Genomic DNA, 3,094 nt, shown 5'->3' with positions numbered 1-3,094 from the left:
GCCACCACGGCACCCGCGGCCGTGGGCACCGTCGTGGGTGGCGGATGGCTGGCCCTGCTGTTCTTTCTCGCGGCCCCGGTGGTGGCCAAGGTCGCAGTCGGCTTCCTCACCGGCCGGCGCAAGCGCGTCTTCGCCGATCAGCTCGACAACACGCTCCAATTGTTCTCGGGGTCCCTGCGGGCCGGACACTCCCTGTTGCGTGCGGTCGACGCCGTGGCGAAGGAGTCTCCGGCGCCCACCGCCGAGGAGCTCACCCGGGTGGTGAACGAGACCCGTCTCGGCATGGATCTCGACGACTCCCTGAGCCAGGCGGCGAAACGCATGGAGTCCGAGGACTTCTCCTGGGTGGCGCAGGCCATCGGCATCCACAGGGAGGTCGGCGGGGACCTCGCCGAGGTGCTCGACCGCGTGGCCGGCACGATCCGTGAGCGTAGCCAGATTCGTCGGCAGGTCAAGACGCTGGCGGCCGAGGGGAAGATGTCCGCCTACATCCTCATGGCCCTACCGGTGTTGATCGCCGCAGTGCTCACGGTGATCTCCCCGGAGTACATCTCCCAGTTCCTCACCAGCGGCTTCTTCGGTTACGCGATGATCGCCGTCGCCCTGCTGATGTTCGCCATCGGCGGGTACTGGATGTCCCGCATCATCAAGATCCAGTTCTGAGTCTTACCACCCCGTATCCCTGAAAGGCGCCCCATGTCGTCGATCTCCCCTGTGCTCGGCCTTCTGCTCCTGGCCGGTGCCGCGGCTCTGGCCATCTGGCTCGCCGTCAGCGTCCGGTGGGGCGGCGACCGGCTGGTGCGCCAGAACCTGCGGGTCGGTCTCGGTGCGACCGAGGCCGAGTCGATCCGCGACGCCCCGGATTTCGGTTGGGCAAGCCGGCTCACCACGGGGAACGGACGGGACCGGCTCGAGGGGCTGTACTCGAAGGCGGGCCGGCCCGCCGACTGGCCGGTCGCCCGGCTCATGGCCTACAAGGTCTACGCGCTGGCCGGTGCCGCGCTCTTCGGCGTGCTGCTCCTGCTGCTGACGAATGGCAACGGCATGATCGTCCTGATAGTGGCGATCATGGTGCCCGTGGCCTACTTCGTGCCGGAGCTCCTGCTGTACTCCCGCGGCGTCGAGCGGCAGAAGGCGATCGGTCTGGAACTGGCCGACACCCTGGACCAGATGATGATCGCGGTCGAGGCTGGCCTCGGCTTCGAATCGGCGATGGCCCGTGCCGGGCACAACGGCAAGGGCCCCCTGGCGGAGGAACTGGTGCGCACCCTGCAGGAGATGCGGGTGGGCATTCCGCGCCGTGACGCCTACCTGGCGCTCGAGCAGCGCACCGACGTCCCCGATCTGCGCACGTTCACCCGAGCGGTGATCCAGGCGGATGCGTACGGCATCTCAATCTCCACGGTGCTGCGCACCCAGGCCAACGAGATGCGCATCAAGCGGAGGCAGCGGGCCGAGGAAGCCGCGCAGAAAATACCCGTAAAAATTCTCCTGCCGTTGATGTTGTTCGTGCTCCCTGTGCTGTTCCTCACCGTGCTCGGGCCCACAGTCCTCAACGTTCTGAAGATGTAGTCCGATGCCGCTCGAGAATCTTGCAGAGCTCCGGCCGTCCAGTGCCGGACGCCCGGCGCTGTCGGCGCTCCTTGCTATGGTGTCACTCGCCGCTGTCGGCCTCCTGGCCGTGCCCTGGCTGATCGGCGCGCCGGTTGCCAGCTTCGGCGGGGACGTCCAGCACGGTGATCCCGCCTCGTTAAGTGCTCCGGTCCCGGTTGGCGCCGACTCGCTGTCCCCGGACGACGCCCGTGCGGTCGGCGACCCGGGGGCTCACCCCGCGGTGCGGAGCCCGGAGACCTGCGGGGACTTCTCCGCCCGGGCCCAGGTCTGTTCGCCCTCGATCGGCATCGATGCGGCGCTCGAGTCCATGGGACAGGACGACGCCGGGAACATGGCCGTGCCTACCTACGAGGACCGCGCCGCGATCGGCTGGTACTCGGCCTCCGCTCCGATCGGGGGCGAGCAGGGCAACGCGGTGCTGGCCGGCCACGTGGACTATCCCTACGACGCTCCCGCGCTGGCCACGCTCTACACGGCTCAGCCCGGGCAGAGGCTGTGGATCTCCGACGGGACCGGGGGAGTGTTCTCCTACACCGTGACTACGGTGCGGGAGCCGACACCACGGGACGCCCCGCCGCGGGACATCTTCGAATTGACCGGTGACCCGGGACTGTCCCTGGTCACCTGTTCTGGCGACTACGTCCAGCCGGACGGAGCACCGTCCTGGTCGTACACGAACAACCTCATCGTCGATCTGGCCCTCGATCCCGAGACGGCCCCCGTCCCGTGACGCAGGCGGGCTGCCCGTCCCCTCTTGTGCGCACACCCGGCGTCGCACAGTGACTTCCCCGGACAGCGCCCCCTCCATGCAATTACATTAGTAAAGATCGGTCGGCCGCCCACCGGCCTGCCGATCCCCACACGATCCCCAGGAGTTCCCATGCCCTCCCCCCTCCCCGCCCGCCGCGCGCAGCTCCTCGCGGTAGCGGCTCTTGCCGGCACCACCGCGGTGACCGGGACGCTGGTCGCTGCGGCGCCAGCCGTCGCCGTGCCCGTGGCGATCGCGGAGTACCTCGTCGAGGTCCCGGAGGAGAGCCCGAGCACCGGCGCGGAGTCGTTCTACACCCCGGTGGCGCTGAGCAACACCGACACCGCCTACGGCATCCACGAGGACCAGCCCCTGGCCCCCGTCGGAGAGTTCGTGCTGGACGACGAGGGCTACGCCGTCGCCGAGCCTTTCGACGACCCGGCGACCGGATGGGAGAACGTGGTGGGCGAGAAGGTCGGCGACAGCCCGGTCTACTGGAAGCCGGAGAACGCCACCCTCGCCGGATACATCCTCTCGGTCTTCGGGCCCACCGACGATCCGGATGAGGCGCTGGCGGTGCAGTGGGCCGTGCGCTCCCTGTCGACCGCGGAGCTGCCGCAGCCGGCCGGCATCGAGCAGTCGCACCTGGACCGGGCCGAGTTCCTCATCCAGGACGCGCGCAACAACGTCCCGGCTCTCGCCCCGCAGGACGGCTACCGGGTCTCCGTGTCC

4 protein-coding genes are annotated in these 3,094 nt (G+C 69.0%); all 4 read left to right on the top strand.

Annotation, left to right across the window (positions count from 1 at the left end):
• A partial coding sequence (locus tag RIF68_RS32525) for a type II secretion system F family protein (RefSeq protein ID WP_309054925.1) occupies window positions 1-663 on the top strand: 663 nt, incomplete at its 5' end.
• A 33-nt stretch (window positions 664-696) separates the two neighbouring features.
• Complete coding sequence (locus tag RIF68_RS32520) at window positions 697-1,572, top strand: type II secretion system F family protein (protein WP_309054923.1); 876 nt, start codon at window positions 697-699, stop codon at window positions 1,570-1,572.
• A gap of 76 nt (window positions 1,573-1,648) precedes the next feature.
• Window positions 1,649-2,344: a class F sortase gene (locus tag RIF68_RS32515; protein ID WP_309054921.1), complete on the top strand. Its 696-nt coding sequence runs from the start codon at window positions 1,649-1,651 to the stop codon at window positions 2,342-2,344.
• Window positions 2,345-2,494: 150 nt separating this feature from the next.
• A partial coding sequence (locus tag RIF68_RS32510; RefSeq protein ID WP_309054919.1) for a hypothetical protein occupies window positions 2,495-3,094 on the top strand: 600 nt, incomplete at its 3' end.

This window comes from Streptomyces sp. (genome assembly GCF_031178505.1).
GTDB classification, from domain to species: Bacteria; Actinomycetota; Actinomycetes; order Streptomycetales; family Streptomycetaceae; genus Streptomyces; species Streptomyces gulbargensis.
This window is presented reverse-complemented; position numbering and strand designations above follow the sequence as displayed.

Excerpts from the sequence above, each read along its gene's own strand:
- RIF68_RS32515 (WP_309054921.1), top strand. The coding sequence starts at position 1,649 with ATGGTGTCACTCGCCGCTGTCGGCCTCCTGGCCGTGCCCTGGCTGATC.
- RIF68_RS32520 (WP_309054923.1), top strand. The coding sequence starts at position 697 with ATGTCGTCGATCTCCCCTGTGCTCGGCCTTCTGCTCCTGGCCGGTGCC.